This window comes from Sphaerisporangium sp. NPDC005289 (assembly GCF_040607455.1).
GTDB classification, from domain to species: domain Bacteria; phylum Actinomycetota; class Actinomycetes; order Streptosporangiales; family Streptosporangiaceae; genus Sphaerisporangium; species Sphaerisporangium rhizosphaerae.
This window is the reverse complement of sequence record NZ_JBEXGS010000019.1, coordinates 98,765-114,307: the sequence shown is the minus strand read 5'-3', so window position 1 is coordinate 114,307 and position 15,543 is coordinate 98,765. Positions and strand designations below refer to the sequence as shown.

Genomic DNA, 15,543 nt, shown 5'->3' with positions numbered 1-15,543 from the left:
GCCCGACATGCCGGGCTGAGGCATCTAAGGTGAAGGAGGAGAGGCCAGGGCGGACCTGATCGTCTCTGCCCTGCGCCTCCTCCGTTCCGTCCCCCTCCACCCCTGCAGCATTGCTGAATGGGGCCTCGCTGCTTCGGCTTCCTGCTGCTACTGGTCTGCAGGGTGCTGGCCGTCTCGCTTATCGCCACGCCGCCTGATGGTTCGGCGGGCCACGACGATTGCAGTGAACAGACCTGCGCCTGTGGCGGCCAACTGCATCAGTCCATTGAGAATTTCAAGCGTCTGCATGTGCTCTTCCGGAGATTGAGCGGTGCGAGGTGCGATCCGCTGGATGGATTGAACGATCTCCAGAAGAGCGTCTGACAAGGGTGTCCGACCAGATGAGGGGACACTTTCATCCCAATTCCGGGCGAACGGCAGCCATCACGGGACAGTACTCATGGTGTCCCAGAATCTGTCGGCCATCACGGGACACCCTGCTTTATGCTGGTTAGCGGCCGCCAAGGACTACAAGAAGGCCGGAGATGGATCACCCTTACGACCCAGAGAGCATCCCGGACGATCTCACGATCGACCTCACGACTGTGAAGACGCGAGAGGAACTCGTCGAAGCCCTGGCTGAACTGCGGATGCTGCGCAGTGGTGGCGTCTCTTATCGTGAGTTGGAGAAACGCACCAGGCTGAAGAAGGTGCGTATTTCCAAGTCAACAGCGTCCAGTGTGCTGAAGGGGCAACGCCTGGGGACCAAGGAGATCATCATTGCCTTGGCGGTCGAACTTGGGGCCACCGAGCCCGAGCTCGCTGCGTGGGGCGCTGCGTGGGCTCGCGTGGCGGCAGCTGAAAGTCGTTCAGCCATGCCGGCCCGGCCCAGCGAAGTGGCGGAGTTGAGAGAGACCATCGCCGAGCTTCAGTTGACTGTCGCCAATCAGCAGAGGGCGTTGGAGGAGCTGTCACGTACCGTGGCGCGGCTGAGCGACAGCAGGCGGGGAGGGTCCGGTGAGGTGTCCTCCCGCGCCCCCGTCGGGGGTTCCTTCTCTCGGCTCAATGGTCCTGTTGAATGGACTCTGCAGCGTCATATGCAGGAGGCGACAGCGGTGGTGGCCCGTGACACAGTCCAGGCCATCGCGACGGACGTCGCCGCCGACAGCATGATCGCCATGACCCTCCGGCGCAAGATGCAGGAGGCGACTGCAGTGGTGGCCCGTGACACGGTCCAAGCCATCGCGACGGACGTCGCCGCCGACAGCGGGGTCCGGATGATTATGGAACGCCAGCTCCGAGAGTTCGTTCCCCAGGCCGCGCAGGAGGTGGTCAGGGACATCGCCCGAAAGCTGGCCTAGCGGAATTGGCTTTGGCTTCGTGCTATGAACTGCGGTTTTCGCGTCATCTGACCGTGATTCGCGCGCAACTTTTGGACCACATCCCGGGGGGCGCCCTCGCGTAGCAAGGTCGTCGCTGCGGTGTGCCGCAGCAGGTGCGTCCGGACCGCGACGCGGGTGGCCTTGGCATTGGACCGCTGGCGGGTCAGTAGGTAACTGGAAGGGCAGCCAGGCCACTGGCGACGATGGACGACAGGTGCTCAAGCGCGGTTTCCGGCACGGCTAGGGCGAGGTCGGGGTAGCGGTCGAACAGCATGGGGAGGGTGATGCGTGCTTCGAGCTGTGCGAGCGCGGCGCCGAGGCAGGCGTGTGGGCCGTGGCCGAAGGCGAGGTTTCGTCGCTGGGTGCGGGTGATGTCGAAGCGGTCGGCGTCGGTGCCGTGCTGGGCGGGGTCGCGTCCGGCCGCGGCGAAGCACAGAAGCATCGCTTGCCCTTTGGGGATGCGTACGCGTTGGATCTGGACTGGCTGTGTGGTGAAGCGCAGCGGCATGTTGGCGATGGGCGGGTCCCAGCGCAGGGTCTCCTGGATGACCGCATCCCACGGGCGCCGGCCGCTGGTCACCAAGGCGAGTTGGTCGGGGTGGGTGAGCAGAGCCCGTACCGCGTTGGTGATCAGGTTCGTGGTGGTCTCGTAGCCAGCGCCGATCATCAGGACCAGCGTCCAGATCAGCTCGGTCTCGCTGAGCCGATCGTGGCCGTCGCGGGCGGCGATCAGGGCGGTGGTCAGATCCTCGGCCGGGTCCGCTCGTTTGGCGGCGACGATGTCGGCCAGGGTGTCTTGCAGACCTTGATGGGCGGACGCCGCCTGGGCCGGGCTGATGGTCTGGTCGAACACGGTCGAGCACAGGTTCTGTAACTGTTGGCGTTTGTCGGTGGGGACCCCGAACAGTTCGCTGATCACGGTCAATGGCAGCGGCAGCGCCAAGGCGTTCTTGAGATCGACGTGACGGCCGTCCATGTCGGCCATTCGGTTCAGTAGGTCGCGAGTGATCGCGACGATGCGCGGGTGTAGTTCCTGGACGCGGCGGGTGGTGAATGCCGCCGATACCAGCGTGCGGAGCCGTCGGTGGTCCGCGCCGTCCGCGGTGAGCATGTTGTCGACCGCGACCCAGGAGATCAGCGGCCAGTCGGCGGGGATGCGTCCGCGCTGCCAGTCGCGCCAATGCTCGCGGGACTTGGCGAAACACTGGTCACCGAGTACCCGGTTCACCGCGTTGTGAGTGGTCACCGCCCACGCCGCCACCTTGCCCGGAAGTTCGACAGCGACCACGGGCCCGAGCTCGCGGAGCGTCGCTGATTGGTCGTGGACGTCGGCATGGGGGTCGAGAATGAAGGGTTCCATGTGCCTTCCCGGGAGGACTGGTGGCCGAGGGGAGTGAACTGCACGGGCAGCGCCGTCAGCGCACGCGCGAACACCGACCTGCGCCCGCCGAGGGCGGGAGCGGGCACGGCCAGGCGCAGCTCGGGTAGCCGGTGCAATACGGTCTGGACGCCGATGGCGGCGATGCGCAGCGCCAGGTCGTCGGCCGGGCATTTGTGGGGTCCGACGCCGAAGGAGGTGTAGGCCCGGTTGCCTCGCAGCAGGGCACCGTTGCGCTGTTCGGCCACGGATAGGTTAGCTGCGGCCAGCGCCATGCCGACGGCCGACCCCGCGGGAATGATCACGTTGCCCAGTCGGGTGTCACGGCGGGGGTACACCCACGGGTAGATCGCCATCGGGGTATCCAGCCACAGCACCCGGTGGATCACTTCAGGGATGGTGAGGTGGTCGCGTAGACCGGCGACGTTGGTGCCGGCCTGCCGATCCGTCATGATCATGCGTAGCGTGTTGCCGATCAGATCGGCTACCGGGGTGTTGCCGGCGCCGATGATGACGACCAGGTGGTGGATGAGTTCCTCGTCGTCGAGCGCTGCATGGTGGTTGATCAGTGAGGTGGTGAGATCTCTGCCTGGGGTACGGCGTTTGGCGCCGATCAGGCGGCCCATCATGCGTTCGAGTTCGGCGTTGGCGCGGACGGCGTCGCTGCCGTCCCAGATGCGGCGCAGGATTGCCACCAGAGCCCGCCCCGCACGGTCGTCCAGGCCGAACAGCCGGTTGAACACCAGCAGCGGCAATTGAACGGCGTACTGCGTGATCAGATCTGCCGTGCCCTGCGCGGCGAAAGCGTCGATGAGACCGTTGGCGATGGCGACGATATCCGCTTCCATCGCACGCAGGTCGATCTCGGCCAGGCTGTCGGCCACCGCCCGGCGGAGCCGGGTGTGGTCTGAGCCGTCGGCGAACAGCAGGTTGGGGCGCCACATCATCATCGGCACCAGCTCGGAATGGTCCGGTATGCGTCCGGTTCGCCATTCCTGCCACAGCCGCGAGTCGTGCGACCAGATGTCGTCCCGGGACACCTCCAGCATCGTCTGGTGATCGACGATGATGTACCCCGGGACGCCGGGCTCGAGCCAGACCTTGGCCACGGGTCCCTGGGTGTCGCGCAGGTGCCGGAACACCGTGGCCGGGTCGACGTGGAAGGCCTCGTCGTACAGCGGCGTACGGTCGCCGCCGCTGATCGGGCACCTTCCGGCACCGTTGGGAGAGAGGGGGTGGGTCACTGTGCTGCTCCGCAATACTCGTTGGCTTGATCAGGGCTTGATCAGGGCTTGTTCGGGGCGTCTGTTCGGCGGCGTAGGGAAGGGCTCATCCCGGCGGAGATCAAGAGGCCGGCCGGGGCGCATGGCCAGGCGATCATGGCGGCAGCCGGTCCGGTTTGGACAGCCGGGTCAGATCCACACGGACCGACACCATCCGGTGATCGCTGATCTTCTCCCCCAGGTCGTTGGCCCACACCCGGTAGGAGTTCGGGATGACCGCCGGTGCCAGCAGGGGGCTGAACAGGATGTGGTCGATGCGGGAGCCCTGCCCGTGATCGACGTCGCTGTGCACCGTCGGGGTCGGGTCGCCGGCCAGGCATCCGGCGTTGACGAACCCGGCTTCGGCCAGCACCGTCAGCGCACGCCGATCGGAGAGGAGCCGCCCATCCGGGCGCAGACCGGGGGCCAGGGTCTTGTGGGTGCGTTTGTGCGGCGGCAACGCCTCCCAGTCGGGTTCGAACTCCTTATGGCCGGGGCAGTCCGGCCACAACGAGTTGAAGTCTCCGCCGATGATCGCAGCCACGCCGGGTGCGGCGTACCGGGTGAGTTTCTGTGCCTCGTCCAAGCGGATGTCGCCGTTCCAGCTCGCCCACTGCACCGACCGGACCGCCAGCACGCTGCCCAGTCCTTCTACGTGGAACCGCAGCCATCCGACCTGATCGTGGAACACTCCCGGGAGATCGGGGGTGTAGTGGCACAGCGGCTGAAGCCTGGGCCAGCGGACGAACAGCAGCTCGTGCAGCTCGCCGCGGACGCTGCGGGTCATGAAGCTGCGCAGTCCGAACGGGGCCAGCAGACGTTCGGCGTGGAACCGCAGGTGTTGACCGTGGAAGCCGTACTCCTTGCCTTCCTGGAACATCAGAACGTCGACTCCGCCGGGGACTTGGCCGACCAGGTCGGGCAGCATGTTCAGCCGGGGGCGCCGCCAGTGGTGGTCGTCCCAGCCGCCGGCCTCCAGGTTCAGGGAGAGGACAGTCAGGTTGCCGCTCACGACGGCGCCTTAGGATGCCGCTCTGGATGTTCGGCAGCAGATGAGGGATCAGGGTCCTTGGGCGGGCCGTCCAGCCAGTGGGGATCCAGCGCGTCCAGGGCCTGGCGCCGATGCTCTTGAAGGCTGCCTGCCCGGGCCAGCCCGCGCTGGCTGTTCAGCCAGGTGCGGAAGTCATCCCCCTCAGGGCGTGGCACATACCGGCCGAAGGGCAACCGGCCGTGCTGCCTGACGTACGCCGCGGCGGCCTGGAGTTTGCTGTCCCAGAGTTGTTGCTGTGTCTGCTCCGGGCACCAGGCGGGGTCCAGGGCCTCGAGTTTGGCCCGACGTTCGCGCGAGAGTTTGCCCTGGCGGGCTAGTTGACGTTGGTCCCGTAGCCAGTCACGGAAATCGAGTCCCTCGGGCGGAGGAAGATGGTTCCGTGTGACCTGCGAAGGCAGGACCTGATGTTGGTCGACGTAGGTCTTCGCCGCGGCGTAGTAGCGGTTCCACGTGTCTGCCTTCTTGCGTCGTGACGCCCAGTGGGGGTCGAGCGCTTCCAGGGCCTGACGCTGCTCGGCCGGTAGCCGGGTCGCGCGGTGACGTCGGCTGTGCAGCCAGGACCCGAGGCGGAAGTCATCCTCGGTGATCCAGGCTGAGGGGACGTCAAGGTCGCCGTGCTGTTGGGCGTAAGCCGTGGCCGCGGCCAGGCCCTGCTCGAAGTCGCCGCCGAAGATGGACCACACCATGCCGATCTCGCTGAGCCTGGTCTGGCGTTCGGTGGACAGCCTTCCGACGCGGTGCTCGTAGCGTTGCCGGTTCAACCAGAAGGACAAGTCTCGTCCGCTTGCCGTGCGATGGTCGGCTTGCGGGCGCAGGTGTCCGTGCCGGGTGAAGTGGTCCTGCGCGTCACGGAAATGGGCTTCCCAGTCGACGGTGCTGTCGTGGCCGCCGTCATGCCAGGTGGGATCGATCGCATCGAGCGCCGACCTCAGCTGTGCCGGGAGGGTGCCGGCGCGGTGGCGCTGGCGCTGAAAGGTCAGCCATTGACTTAGGCGGACACCGTCATGGATGTAGGACTTGGGGATGTTGTGCAGGCTGTTGTTGTTGCCGGCGGCGAATGCTCGGGCGGCGGCCAGGCCCTTGTCTCGTGTATGGCGCTTTCTGTCCCAGACCATGCCGATCTGGTCGAGCAGATCGATCCGCTCGGCGGGCAGTGAGGCCCGGTGCCGGCGCTGGTTGCGCAGCCACTGCCCCAGGGGCAGATCCGACTCGGTGACGTAGCCGGCCGGCAGGTCCAGGCTGTGCCCGCGGTCGTGGAGTTCTTTGACCGCTCCATAGAACTCCCACCAACTCGATGAGCCGGCCGTCACGGCGCGTAAGGTGATCGCTTCGGCGAACCCTGGCGGCACCGGGATACCGGTCAACGCGAGCCACGTGGGCATGGTGCCGGAGGTTCGGGCATTGGGGCTTAAGGTTGCGGAATCGGCTTCCGGCTGGGTGATGTGCGTGCCACCCAGGCGGACCCGTGCGGTGTCCAGCTCGGCGGCTAAGCGGTCATCATGCGCGCGCATGCCGCGCAGCACCTGCCACACCTTGGCGAAGTCGGAGTTCTCCACGACCACGTCGGGGTCGTCTCCCGGGGCCATGAGCACCGGCACGATGATCCGCGCGATCTTGCCGGGCCGGTCGGCACGCAGGGCGCGCCCTACCGACTGGACGATGTCCACCACCGAGCTGCGCGGGTCGACGATCACCACCGAGTCGACCGCCGGCGCGTCGACGCCTTCGGTCAGCACTCTGGCGTTGCATACGACGCGCAGCTCGCCAGGGTCATTGTCGGAGTGGTCGCGTAGGCGTTGCAGAGCGGCCCTGCGGACCTTGGGATCCTGGTCGCCGTGGATGAAGGACGCGCTGACCGCGGTGGGCCTGTGGTGAGGCGGCATGATGTTCCATGCCTGATGAATGGTCTGAGCCCAGCCGCGTGCGTCGGCGACTCGGTTGTGAAATGTGATCGCCCTGCGAACGCCGTATTCGGCGGCGGCACGTAGCACGGTGATCTGTGTCGCCAGCACGTGGGGGCTGATCGCCGCGCGGGCCAGCTTCAGCCGGACGTCGGGGTCGTCGGTGAGGGCCTTGATGTCGGTGTCGGTCACCGTGGCCGCCACGATCTGGTAGTCGGCGACCAGGCCGCGCTGGTACGCCTCGGAGAACGACAGCCGGTAGGCCACCGGCCCGAAGACCTTCTCATCGTCCATCGAAACCGCGGGGGTGTCGGTGCGGCCCTCGTGGATGCGCCGGGTCGCGGTCATGTACAGACGACGCGCCGCGGGGACGGCGACATCGTCGTGGATCTGTGTCCACGGACCGCCCGCCCGGCCGGCGGTGCGGTGGGCTTCATCGGCGATCAGCAGGTCCCACGCGGGCAGGCCGTGGTTGGCGTGCGCCGCAGCGATCACCGGCAGACTGTGGTAGGTCGTCAGCACCGTGACCCGCCGGCTCACCACCGACCACGCGGCCAGCTCAGCCGCCGTGGTGGTGACCCGCGCATGCGCCGACAAGCCTCCGGCACCGCGGGGCAGGTAGCGGATCTCCGAGCTGGAACACACTCCGATCACCTGGCCGAGGTCGGTCAGGCCGTGCCTTTGGAAGGTGGCGACCATCTGCGTGATCAGCTCCAGGTTCGGCACCGCGATCAGCGCCCGCCCGAACGGAGCCAACTGATCAACGGTCTTGGCGGCAACCGCGGATTTGCCTGTCCCGCAGGCCATCTCCAGGGTCGCGCGCCCACCACTGCCCAGCGCCCGGCTCAGCGCGTTGACCGCTTCGGTCTGGTACGCCCACCGGTCGCCGGTCGTGTCCATCACCATTTGTGCCACCACGGCCACAGGGTCGTGACTCTGTCCACAGGTCCTTCTGGGTGTCGCGGAACGAGGCTGGAATGTGGTGCGGGGAGAGGGAGGAGGGGTGCCTCCCCCGCACCGGTACCCGGCGGGGCTTCCAGCCGGAGGTAAGCAGTCTCCAGCGAGCCGCCACCGGGGGTCTGTGCTGCCGCCTTGACGGCAAGCGATCATTCGTCGCGGACGCACACGATGAGGGACAACCCCCAGGGCAGAGGATGGATGCGTTCGGCGACGCGGAGTCCCGCCCGTGTCAGCAGAGCGTTGTAGGCGTCCAGCCGCCGCTCTGCGCTACCGAAGAGCCCCAGCATCCGCAGGCCGAGATCCCTGCCGGGGTGTGGCTCACCGCCCGGCGGTACCACCATGTCCACCAGCCACAACCGGCTGGCAGGAGCCATCACGCGGCCGATCGCGGTGAGCAGCTGGTGCGCCCTGTCATCGGTCAGGTTGTGCAGGATGCTCGCGGCGAGGTAGTCAGGCGCCCCGAGGGGGATGTGCGCGGGGTTAAAGATGTCACCGCCGTGCACCTGCCAGCGGCCCTCGATGCCCTGTTCGGCGGCGAGATACTTCTGCGCGCGTTCGGCCACCTCAGCACGCTCGACAAGATGTCCGCGGACTTGGGGATGGGCACGCAGGATATGCGCGAGCAGGACGCCGACCCCGCCCCCGAGGTCCACGATCTGGTCCCCGAACTCCCGCTGTGCGACGACCGGGGCGATGCGGCTGGTCCGGCCGGCCATGGTGCGATCGAACAGCTCCCGGTGCTCGGGGCGCAGCTCCAGGTACCCGTACAGGCCGCCGGCTGCCTCGACCACCGCGGAGCGGCCGTGGGCCGTGGTGGCGGGCAGATCCTCCATCGCCTGCTCCACCACCGGAACGGCGTCCCACTCCACCGCGGGGAGCATCGAGTGCGGGTGCTCCGGCAGCAGATACTCACCGGCCGGCCCCAGCAGGTACTCACCAGAGGCGTCGTCCCGCAGCACCACCCCGTACGGCTCCAAAGCCGCCAAGATCGGCTCCAGAGCCGCCGCGACCGCCGTGACCCGCGCCGCCAGTTCGCCTGCGGTCATCTTGCCGTAGTGGGCGAACTGCTGCGCGCAGCCGTAGGTCACGAATGTGCGCAGCGCCTGCACGCGCCAGGCCGCCGCGATCATCTCCTGGATGGTGTCAGCCGGGGACACATCGAAGTGCCGCGCCGGAGGCTGCCCGTCCCCGCGGCCGCGGCGGGGCAGGCCGCTCATGACGCACCACCTGTGGCGGAAGTGGCCAGCATGGCGCCGACGTCGAGCCGGCCGGGGATGTAGCCGAACTCCCGCAGCAGGTCCGCGACACGCTGGATCCGTGTCCGGTCCAGTGTCAGGGGGAAGTTCCCCAAGGCGATCTGGGCCGCCACCTCTCGGCTGATCGGGGTGTAGGCGGGGAGGGCGTCGTGGACCACGCGGTCATCAGTGGCCGCGCCTTGCTGAGCGCTGGACATCGCCCGGCGAAACGCCGCGGCGGTCCGCGGGTTGGTCTTGGCGAATTTCTCCGTGGTCATCCACCCCGCGATGGGGAAGTTCGCCATGGTGCCCGTCATGAGGTCGGCGACCATCCGGCCGCCGTACTTGGTGGCGAACTCGGTGATGAACGGCTCGACCAGCACCGCGGCGTCGACCTGGCGCGTCTCCATGGCGCTGATCATCTGGGGCAGCCCCATCGGGACCAGCGTGACGTCCTTGGCCGACATGCCGGCCGTCTTCAGCGCGTTCTCCGCTCCAAGGGTGCTGATGCTGTTCAGCCCCGCGACCGCGATCCGCGTGCTCCGCATCTCGGTCAGGTCCTTGACCTTGGACTTGGCGGGCACCATGAGCTGGAAAATGCCCGGCGTCGCCTCGTAGGCGTCTGCGACGAAGACGAACGGGCCCGCACCCTTGGCCTGCGCCGACAGCGTCGACACGTAGTTGCCGATCGCGAAGTCCAGAGTGCCGCCCTGGAGTTGCGGCAGAGCCACGACACCGCTCTGAATGGTCTTGATGTCGACGGTCAGGCCCTCGTGCTGGAAGTACCTTTTGGCCTTGGCGATGTACACGGTCGCGCAGTCGGGAATCGTCATTGCACCGACCGTGATCGTCGCCTGCTCCGGGCGCTTCGTCGCGTCCTGGACCGCTGATGGTGCTCCACCGCTACAGGCCGCTAATCCCAGCAACGCCACCAAGAGCGACACGGATAGTACTTTTTGTAATGTCATATAGGCGTCCGGATTCTCAGTGATCGAATAAGCCCCCGGGGAACCTTCACGGGGGAACCTGACCGGCCCGCAGCGGCGGGCATGCACATTCGGCCAGGAGTTCAGAAGGGGAATGATTACCTGTTGCCGGTCACCGCGCCGGGGCCAGGAGCCAGCGCTCGACAATCGCGCTCGATCTGCGCCCACTCCTCATCCGTCGGCGGGGGAAGTCCGCCACGCCGGGCGGCTACGTTCATCTCTTCCCGGCTGAGGTCCCATCTCAGGATCAGGTCCACAGCGGCGTCCCGCTGACGGCGGGCCTGCACCAGGGCATGGACCGCCTCGCTCGCCCGGGCTGCCGTGCCACGTACCGCGGCATGCTGATCCTCCGGCCGCACATCACGGTCATCCCCACCCGACAGCGAGGCAGCCATCACCGCTTGCGTCCCACACCGGCGAGCACCGGCACGCCCTCACTCAGACCGGGCACCTCCGGCCGCCACTCGTCCACCAAGACCAGGCCGGGCTCCTCAAGTTGAAGACCCTTGAAGAACCGCTCAATGCCCTTGGCCGTGCGCAGCACCGGCGCCGAGGAGACGCCGGCAGCCGCATATTCCCTCGCGACCGTGCGCAGTTGCTCATCGTCCAAGGCATGGCTGATCACCACGAATGACCCGGGTGCCAGCGCGGACACCAGCGTGTCCACGATCCCTTCTGGATCCTCGTCATCCTGGATGAAGTGCAGGATCGCTGACATGATCAAACCGACCGGACGACTGAAGTCGATCAGCTTCTCCGCGTGGATCACGTAGAGCAGTTCTCCGGGATGCCGCACATCATGGTCGATGAAGTGCGTGCGACGGTCGGAGGCGAGCAGTGCCCGCCCATGCGTGCCCACGCGTATGTCGTTGTCCACATACACCGTGGTGACGTCCGGATCGACGCGCTGCGCGACCTGGTGAACGTTGTCGCTGGCAGGGAGGCCACTGCCGATGTCCACGAACTGGCGCACGCCCTCGCCGGCAACGGCAGCGACCGCCCGCCGGAGAAACGCCCGGTTCCGCTTGGCCATCACCCTGATCTGAGGATTGATCGCCAGAAGCTGCTCGGCGATCACTCTCTCGCTGGATTTGGCGTCCTTACCTCCGAGCAGGTAGTCGTAGATCCCAGCCGGTGTGGGCTGATTAGCCAGGTCCGCCCGTTCCTGATCGGTTAGGGGGTGCAGCTGCCAGTTATTCACCCGCATCCCCCTTCCATTTACTCTGCCTCACAGGCCCGACCTCCGCTTGTGCGATTAAGGGACCCATACGGCGCCGCCACACCTGCGGGTCCCGCATTGTTTCTTTACGTCAGAACCGATGCCGTGGAACCATTTGCGACCAAAAGGGATATCCGTAGCTATCGGCTTCCGGTTGATGGAGCCGGCCATGGCGAACCGTCGCTTCTCCGTACGCGCATTCCAGCGCCTTGTGCAGGACCCTGGGCGAAGTGAGGCACACAGAATCAACCGGTTCGGTGAGCCAGTACCGTCCGGGCGGCGTCCGCTGGTGCGCGGGAGGGAGCGCCACATGCAGTGCGCCAACCAAGATTCGCCTACTCGGTAGTGTCCAATGGTCAGCGACTCGGGCCGGCACCAAGAAGTCGACCATGCGCTCGTCGGGATCGATGATGATCGGCAAATCGTGGATGGGGAGCTGCTTGAGCGTGGCAAGCCCGATGTGCCGGGGCACACGGATGGCGTCCCACCGGGCCGTGCTGGCACCCACCAGCTCGCTTACAACGTCGACGATCGGGCGCATGGTCACTGCTCCTATCCAGCGTGTGGACGTGGCAGTGACGGTAGACAATCTCGCAGCGTGTTACCCGAACTGTCAGTTCGGGTAACCAACAGGTCGGCAAGTCATAGGACGCCCAGCCGTACCGCGAGGGCGTCCACCTGCCGTCGATAGATTGGCCGCACTCGACGCCGGAGACGGTTAACCATGTCCCTGGCGAGGGGGCTCCGAGACAGGTCTTCCGGCGCCATCTCCTCAATGTCCAGTAGATGGACCAGAACGGCTGGGTCTTCGCGGCGCAAGTCATAGCAGCGGGCGACTTCGAGCAGGAAGGTGAAGCGACGCTCGATCGACGGCAGTTGGCTGGTGTCGATCTGGTCGGCCATGCGCAGCGCCTGGGCGGCTTTACCTGCCTCCATGTCGATGCTCACGATGTGCAGTTCGACGTTCGTGGGTCCAAAAACGGTCCACATAACGTTGCCCTCACCCACTTGGAAAGCCCTCGGTGCCGCTTGAGTCGACAAGCGATCACGGGCGAGGTCCCAGCGTTTGCGACGAGAGTCAGCGACGACCGCTACCAAGTGCAGCGCGCCCACTAGGGCGACGGCGCTGCAGTGCGCGGGGGCGTCCTGGAGGAGTTGCTCAATACCGAGAAGCGCAACCTGTTCAGCGCCCTCGTGCTCTCCACTTGCCAGCAGGGCGTGACCTAGGTTCCAGCGAGCTGCCCCAACTCGGATCGGATCGTCAGCCTCCTCGGCTGCGCGTAGCGCTCGATCAGCCACCATGAGGGACAGGTCGACCCGCCCAGCTCGACGGCAGTAGGAGCGAAGCATCCCGTACAGGTCGGCCGCGGCGCGTAGGACATCGCGCCGGGCAAGAGAGTCACCAGTGCGGCGGACCGCTCGTAGGGCATACTCGGCGTCGGCGATGAGCTCCGGCAGTACTGCGGCCACGTCGGTGAACCGGGTGGGGCTGGTCTGCCAGGTACGCCATGCCGCCTCGACCCGCTCGCGTAACAGCTCGGGTGACACCGGTTGAAGGGTGCCCGTCATGCCGTATCCCATCAGTGCTTTGGCTACCCGCGCGTCGACGCCCTCCTGCGCGTCAAGAGGAGCCATCCGTGGCGCCTCCTGCAGCAGGGCCGCAACCGGAACGCCGAGCTCGGTAGCGATGGCGTGGAGCACTGGCAGAGACGGCATTTTCAGGCCGCGCTCGATCTGCGACAAGTACTCCTCGCTTATGCCGCATAGCCCAGCGACCGCAGCTTGCTTACGCTGCCTCTTCTCTCGCCAGTAGCGGATCCGTTCGCCCACGGGAAGTTCGGGTAACGCCATACCGGCACCTCTCATGACTGACGGTTGAGCTCTGCGACCGCGGGCGCGGCAACTATGACAGTCTGAAGCAGATCGGCTCAAGAGTGGAGGAAGACATGGCAGCTCGCCGGCTAGTCCTCTGGGACATCGACCACACTCTCATCGACACCCGGGGCGTGGGGCGCGAACTGTCTGCGCAGGCGTTTGAGGAGGTGACGGGCCTGCCGATGGAGAAACAGGCGAAAATCGACGGCATCACCGAGTCTGTGATCTTCCGGGAGACCGCGAAGCTGCACGGCCTAACGACCACTCGTGACGACTTCGAACGGTTCGCTGAGGCTCTCACCAAAGCCCACATGGATCGCTCAGCCGAGTTACGCGATCGCGGGCAGGCCCTCCCCGGAGCGGCGGCCGCTTTGGATGCCCTCGCCTCAATGCCGGATATCATCCAGACCGTCCTAACTGGGAACATTCGCCGGGTCGCGGAGATCAAGCTGCAAGTATTCGACCTCGACCGTCATATTCGCTGGGATATCGGCGCATACGGTGAAGACGACGACATTCGCGCCGAGCTGGTCCGAATCGCTTTGCGGCGGGCGACGCCGGCGTTCGGTGGGCCGACTTCCTCAGCCAACGCCGTTTTGATTGGAGACACTCCCGCCGACATCGAGGCCGCGCTTGAGTCTGGCGTTCCGGCTATCGCGGTAGCGTCAGGCCGTAGTTCCACCGACGAACTCCGAAATGCTGGGGCTGTTAGAGTTCTGCCCACCCTTGAAAATACCGCCGTATTCATTGAAATGATGAACGGCATCCAGGTCTAGCCAGGCAGGCGATCGCCCTTTAAGCTCGTCCGCGCAGAGCCCTCAGTTCATGCCTCAGGGCACGCGACCCGATGAGCATCAGGGCATGTACCGCGCTGGCCTCCCGGGCGGTTGTCCAAATGCGCAAGCCGGGGGTTTGGAAGGGAAGGACGTCGATCGAGCGGACCCGAAACGCGGCCGGATCCACGTACCGCATCCCTCCGGTTCCGCACAGGTAGGTCGTAGCGCCCGTCAGCCAAGCTAGGTCGGACAGGCGGTGCGAGCGTTCACCGCCGGCGAGCAGATCACTGCTGTGCAGGATCCGTCCTCACCAACCGACTTCCTCCGACAGCAGGCGCGTGGACAACTCCGTCACGTCTGCCAGCCGATCCGTACTCTCGAAGGCGGCGAGCACCGGTCGAGCCGCCGCTTGAACGCCGGCCAGTAGGTGCTGTGCCGATAGTGGTCCGCGAGGAGCTGGGCGACACGGCGTCGGCAGCGGGCAGGATCTGCCAGGCGCGCTCCGCGGATGGAGGTGCGGCGGCCGTGAGGCAGGTGGGTGGCGATCGAGAGCCACCGCGTCTTCCCCGAGCTGTCGAGCGAGGCGAGGCGCGCGCGGTGCTGGTAGTCCCTGCGGGCGAACTGCACGTCGTCCAGGACGATCCAGTAGTCGGCGGTGAACAGCTTGGCCAGGGTCGCCAGCCGAGGGAAGAGGTTGGGCCGGTGGATGGCGCACACCTCGCCGTACCGCAGGTCAGGGCGTAAGTAGCCTGCTGTCGAATCCGGTGCGGAGAAGAGCCTGGTAGGCGTCATGGACCTCTCCTGGGACGGGCTGCTCGACGGCGTAGCCGAGCCTGGGGTACTCGATCACGCGCTGGAGGTCGCCGACGAGCATGTCGATGACCAGCTTCGGATCGCCGATCGAGCTGACGTAATCGTCCAGTTCCAGCGGCTCCGAGGCGCACACCACCTCGACCTCGGGCCACACCTTCCGCGCCGTGGCGTACGCCCGGCGCTCCATGTACGGCTTGGAGATCAGGAGTACCGAACCCGGGTGGATACCCGCATCGGCCAGTACCTGGCGGGACAGGCCGATGTTCTGGCCGGTGTTGGTCGCGTTCGGCTCCAGCAGGATGGCCTCGTCGGGCACGCCGAGTTCCAGCGCATGCTCGCGGTAGTGGACGGCCTCGCCGCGGGGGAAGCGGGCCGCGGTGGTGGGGCTGGTGGCACCGGAGAAGACGAGCAGTGGGAACCATCCGGCGCGGTACAGCTCGGCCGCTGCTCTCGCCACTCCCAGATCGTGGCTGCCCAGGCCGATGGCAACGTCGCAGTGGCGCAGGTCGTGGTGCATCTGGTGGTAGTCCCAGATGGTGCGGGCGTGCCGCCACTGTTCGTCGGTGATGACCTGCTGCTTGACGCTCACTTGGCTGCTCCCTGATCGCCGTGGCAGAGGGAGACGGATCTCCCCTGGATGGTCCGCTGGATGCCCTCGATGCTGCGCAGTTGGTGTGCGAGCCCGTGCTGCGCGGCTTCCCGTGCGGAACGGTCGAGGATCATCGG

The 15,543-nt window shown here is 66.5% G+C and carries 17 protein-coding genes; 3 read left to right on the top strand and 14 right to left on the bottom strand.

All coding sequences use genetic code 11. The annotated features are described in order from the left end of the window. Positions 1 to 117: 117 nt before the first annotated feature. Together ABZT47_RS28745 and ABZT47_RS28740 are read left to right on the top strand one after the other, a co-directional pair. On the top strand, positions 118 to 363 hold the full coding sequence (locus ABZT47_RS28745; protein ID WP_354848660.1) for a hypothetical protein: 246 nt from the start codon (positions 118 to 120) through the stop codon (positions 361 to 363). A gap of 161 nt (positions 364 to 524) precedes the next feature. Then, positions 525 to 1,340 carry a hypothetical protein gene (locus tag ABZT47_RS28740; RefSeq protein WP_354848657.1) on the top strand — a complete coding sequence of 272 codons (816 nt, stop codon included), beginning with the start codon at positions 525 to 527 and terminating at the stop codon, positions 1,338 to 1,340. Here ABZT47_RS28740 and ABZT47_RS28735 read toward each other — a convergent pair. From ABZT47_RS28735 to ABZT47_RS28690, 10 genes are all read right to left on the bottom strand, one after another. After that, entirely contained in the window at positions 1,337 to 1,528 is a 192-nt protein-coding gene (locus tag ABZT47_RS28735) for a tyrosine-type recombinase/integrase (RefSeq protein WP_354848794.1), read from the bottom strand. The two genes, ABZT47_RS28740 and ABZT47_RS28735, sit on opposite strands and share 4 nt — an antisense overlap. Then, a complete protein-coding gene (locus tag ABZT47_RS28730; protein WP_354848654.1) occupies positions 1,525 to 2,607 on the bottom strand; it encodes a cytochrome P450 in 1,083 nt (360 codons plus the stop codon). Before ABZT47_RS28730 ends, ABZT47_RS28735 begins: the two co-directional genes overlap by 4 nt. After that, entirely contained in the window at positions 2,604 to 3,983 is a 1,380-nt protein-coding gene (locus ABZT47_RS28725) for a cytochrome P450 (protein ID WP_354848651.1), read from the bottom strand. Before ABZT47_RS28725 ends, ABZT47_RS28730 begins: the two co-directional genes overlap by 4 nt. Positions 3,984 to 4,116: 133 nt before the next feature. After that, positions 4,117 to 5,013, bottom strand: coding sequence for an endonuclease/exonuclease/phosphatase family protein (locus tag ABZT47_RS28720; RefSeq protein WP_354848648.1), 897 nt, complete (start codon positions 5,011 to 5,013; stop codon positions 4,117 to 4,119). Continuing rightward, on the bottom strand, positions 5,010 to 7,859 hold the full coding sequence (locus tag ABZT47_RS28715; protein WP_354848644.1) for a Helicase associated domain protein: 2,850 nt from the start codon (positions 7,857 to 7,859) through the stop codon (positions 5,010 to 5,012). The genes ABZT47_RS28720 and ABZT47_RS28715 overlap by 4 nt, the downstream gene beginning before the upstream one ends. Before the next feature lie 200 nt (positions 7,860 to 8,059). Next, the gene (locus ABZT47_RS28710) at positions 8,060 to 9,130 is read right to left on the bottom strand and encodes a methyltransferase (RefSeq protein ID WP_354848642.1); all 1,071 of its coding nucleotides are present in this window, start codon (positions 9,128 to 9,130) and stop codon (positions 8,060 to 8,062) included. Further along, the gene (locus ABZT47_RS28705; protein WP_354848639.1) at positions 9,127 to 10,116 is read right to left on the bottom strand and encodes an ABC transporter substrate-binding protein; all 990 of its coding nucleotides are present in this window, start codon (positions 10,114 to 10,116) and stop codon (positions 9,127 to 9,129) included. Before ABZT47_RS28705 ends, ABZT47_RS28710 begins: the two co-directional genes overlap by 4 nt. A gap of 412 nt (positions 10,117 to 10,528) precedes the next feature. Continuing rightward, the gene (locus ABZT47_RS28700; RefSeq protein ID WP_354848636.1) at positions 10,529 to 11,335 is read right to left on the bottom strand and encodes an SAM-dependent methyltransferase; all 807 of its coding nucleotides are present in this window, start codon (positions 11,333 to 11,335) and stop codon (positions 10,529 to 10,531) included. A gap of 109 nt (positions 11,336 to 11,444) precedes the next feature. After that, positions 11,445 to 11,894: a hypothetical protein gene (locus ABZT47_RS28695; RefSeq protein WP_354848633.1), complete on the bottom strand. Its 450-nt coding sequence runs from the start codon at positions 11,892 to 11,894 to the stop codon at positions 11,445 to 11,447. Between the two features lie 101 nt (positions 11,895 to 11,995). After that, positions 11,996 to 13,204, bottom strand: a complete 1,209-nt coding sequence (locus tag ABZT47_RS28690) for a helix-turn-helix domain-containing protein (RefSeq protein ID WP_354848630.1) — start codon at positions 13,202 to 13,204, stop codon at positions 11,996 to 11,998. Positions 13,205 to 13,299: 95 nt separating this feature from the next. On the opposite strand from ABZT47_RS28690, the gene ABZT47_RS28685 reads away from it, so the two are divergent. Then, positions 13,300 to 14,004, top strand: coding sequence for a haloacid dehalogenase-like hydrolase (locus ABZT47_RS28685; RefSeq protein ID WP_354848627.1), 705 nt, complete (start codon positions 13,300 to 13,302; stop codon positions 14,002 to 14,004). 19 nt (positions 14,005 to 14,023) lie between these two features. Here ABZT47_RS28685 and ABZT47_RS28680 read toward each other — a convergent pair whose 3' ends face one another. Genes ABZT47_RS28680 through ABZT47_RS28665 form a run of 4 tightly spaced genes read right to left on the bottom strand, consistent with a single transcriptional unit; the run spans position 14,024 to position 15,540 of the window. Then, positions 14,024 to 14,302, bottom strand: a complete 279-nt coding sequence (locus ABZT47_RS28680; RefSeq protein ID WP_354848791.1) for a hypothetical protein — start codon at positions 14,300 to 14,302, stop codon at positions 14,024 to 14,026. A 53-nt stretch (positions 14,303 to 14,355) separates the two neighbouring features. Further along, on the bottom strand, positions 14,356 to 14,721 hold the full coding sequence (locus ABZT47_RS28675; RefSeq protein ID WP_354848624.1) for a WbqC family protein: 366 nt from the start codon (positions 14,719 to 14,721) through the stop codon (positions 14,356 to 14,358). A gap of 16 nt (positions 14,722 to 14,737) precedes the next feature. Continuing rightward, a complete protein-coding gene (locus ABZT47_RS28670) occupies positions 14,738 to 15,406 on the bottom strand; it encodes a YdcF family protein (protein ID WP_354848621.1) in 669 nt (222 codons plus the stop codon). Then, positions 15,403 to 15,540, bottom strand: coding sequence for a hypothetical protein (locus ABZT47_RS28665; protein ID WP_354848618.1), 138 nt, complete (start codon positions 15,538 to 15,540; stop codon positions 15,403 to 15,405). Before ABZT47_RS28665 ends, ABZT47_RS28670 begins: the two co-directional genes overlap by 4 nt. Positions 15,541 to 15,543: the final 3 nt, after the last annotated feature.

Excerpts from the sequence above, each read along its gene's own strand:
- ABZT47_RS28745 (WP_354848660.1), top strand. The coding sequence starts at position 118 with ATGGGGCCTCGCTGCTTCGGCTTCCTGCTGCTACTGGTCTGCAGGGTG.
- ABZT47_RS28740 (WP_354848657.1), top strand. The coding sequence starts at position 525 with ATGGATCACCCTTACGACCCAGAGAGCATCCCGGACGATCTCACGATC.
- ABZT47_RS28715 (WP_354848644.1), bottom strand. The coding sequence starts at position 7,859 with ATGGTGATGGACACGACCGGCGACCGGTGGGCGTACCAGACCGAAGCG.
- ABZT47_RS28710 (WP_354848642.1), bottom strand. The coding sequence starts at position 9,130 with ATGAGCGGCCTGCCCCGCCGCGGCCGCGGGGACGGGCAGCCTCCGGCG.
- ABZT47_RS28705 (WP_354848639.1), bottom strand. The coding sequence starts at position 10,116 with ATGACATTACAAAAAGTACTATCCGTGTCGCTCTTGGTGGCGTTGCTG.
- ABZT47_RS28695 (WP_354848633.1), bottom strand. The coding sequence starts at position 11,894 with ATGCGCCCGATCGTCGACGTTGTAAGCGAGCTGGTGGGTGCCAGCACG.
- ABZT47_RS28690 (WP_354848630.1), bottom strand. The coding sequence starts at position 13,204 with ATGGCGTTACCCGAACTTCCCGTGGGCGAACGGATCCGCTACTGGCGA.
- ABZT47_RS28685 (WP_354848627.1), top strand. The coding sequence starts at position 13,300 with ATGGCAGCTCGCCGGCTAGTCCTCTGGGACATCGACCACACTCTCATC.
- ABZT47_RS28665 (WP_354848618.1), bottom strand. The coding sequence starts at position 15,540 with ATGATCCTCGACCGTTCCGCACGGGAAGCCGCGCAGCACGGGCTCGCA.